This window comes from Streptomyces sp. NPDC052496 (genome assembly GCF_040679095.1).
GTDB lineage: Bacteria > Actinomycetota > Actinomycetes > Streptomycetales > Streptomycetaceae > Streptomyces.
This window is the reverse complement of the sequence record NZ_JBFAUH010000069.1, coordinates 1-1276: the sequence shown is the minus strand read 5'-3', so window position 1 is coordinate 1276 and position 1276 is coordinate 1. Positions and strand designations below refer to the sequence as shown.

The following is a 1276-nucleotide window of genomic DNA, read 5'->3' as shown; positions in this document are numbered from 1 at the left end:
CGGCTTCTATTTCGCCGAGTTCGATGCGGAAGCCGCGGATTTTGATTTGGTTGTCGGTGCGGCCGAGGTATTCGAGGGTGTGGTGGGTGGTCCAGCGGGCGAGGTCGCCGGTGCGGTAGAGGCGGGTGCCGGGGGGGCCGTAGGGGTTGGCGATGAAGCGTTGGGCGGTGAGGTCGGGGCGGTTGAGGTAGCCGCGGGCGAGGCCGGGGCCGGTGGTGTAGAGCTCGCCGGGGACGCCGGGGGCGGTGGGGTTGAGGTTGTGGTCGAGGATGTAGATGTGGGCGTTGGTGATGGGGTTGCCCAGGGGTGGTGTGGTGGTGCCGGTGAGGGGTTGGCTCATGGTGGAGCAGACGGTGGCTTCGGTGGGGCCGTAGGCGTTGATCATGCGTCGGCCGGTGGACCAGCGGGCGGTCTGTTCGGGGGGGCAGGCTTCGCCGGCGACGATGAGGGTCATGTCGTGGGGGAGGCTGTCGGGGGGCAGGACGCTCAGGACGGCCGGGGGCAGGGTGGCGTGGGTGACCTGCTGTCGGGTGATCAGGTGGCTGAGTTCGGGGCCGGCGGCAAGGTGTGCGGGTGGGGCGAGGATGAGGGTGGCGCCGTTGGTGAGCGCCATGATCAGTTCCCAGGCGGCGGCGTCGAAGCTCAGGGCGGCGAATTGCAGGGTGCGGGAGGTGGGGCCGACGTGGAGGTGGGTGGCGTGGGCTGTGGAGAGGGAGGCGATGCCGGTGTGGGTGACGATGACGCCTTTGGGGCGGCCGGTGGAGCCTGAGGTGTAGATGACGTAGGCGGGGTGGTGCAGGTCCAGCGGGGCGGTGCGTTCGTCGTCGGTGACGGGTGTGTCGGGCAGGTGCCGGGTGGCGGTGTCGGTGTCCAGCAGGATGCGGGGGTGTGGGGTGGGGGGCAGTTCGACGTCGGAGGTGGTGCAGATGCAGGCGGGGTCGGCGTCGGTGAGCATGTAGGTGATGCGGTCGGCCGGGTATTCGGGGTCGATGGGCAGGTAGGCGCCGCCGGCTTTGTGGATGGCCAGGGCGGCGATGACCATGTCGGGGCAGCGGGGCATGGCCAGGGCGACCAGGCGCTCGGGGCCGACGCCGTGGCTGATGAGCAGTCGTGCCAGCTGGTTGGCGCGCCGGTCGACTTCCCCGTAGGTGAGCACGGTGTCCTCGTAGACCACGGCATCGGCGTCCGGGGCGCGCTGGGCCTGGGCCTCGAACAGCTGCGGCATCGTCAGCGCCGGAACCACCTGCTGCGTGGCATTACGGACATGCACCAGCTC

General features: G+C 70.1%; 1 protein-coding gene. It reads right to left on the bottom strand.

The features are described from left to right. Nucleotides 1-1276, bottom strand: a 1276-nt coding sequence (locus AB0L45_RS39410) for an amino acid adenylation domain-containing protein (protein ID WP_365848620.1), incomplete at both ends; no start/stop codon positions are given.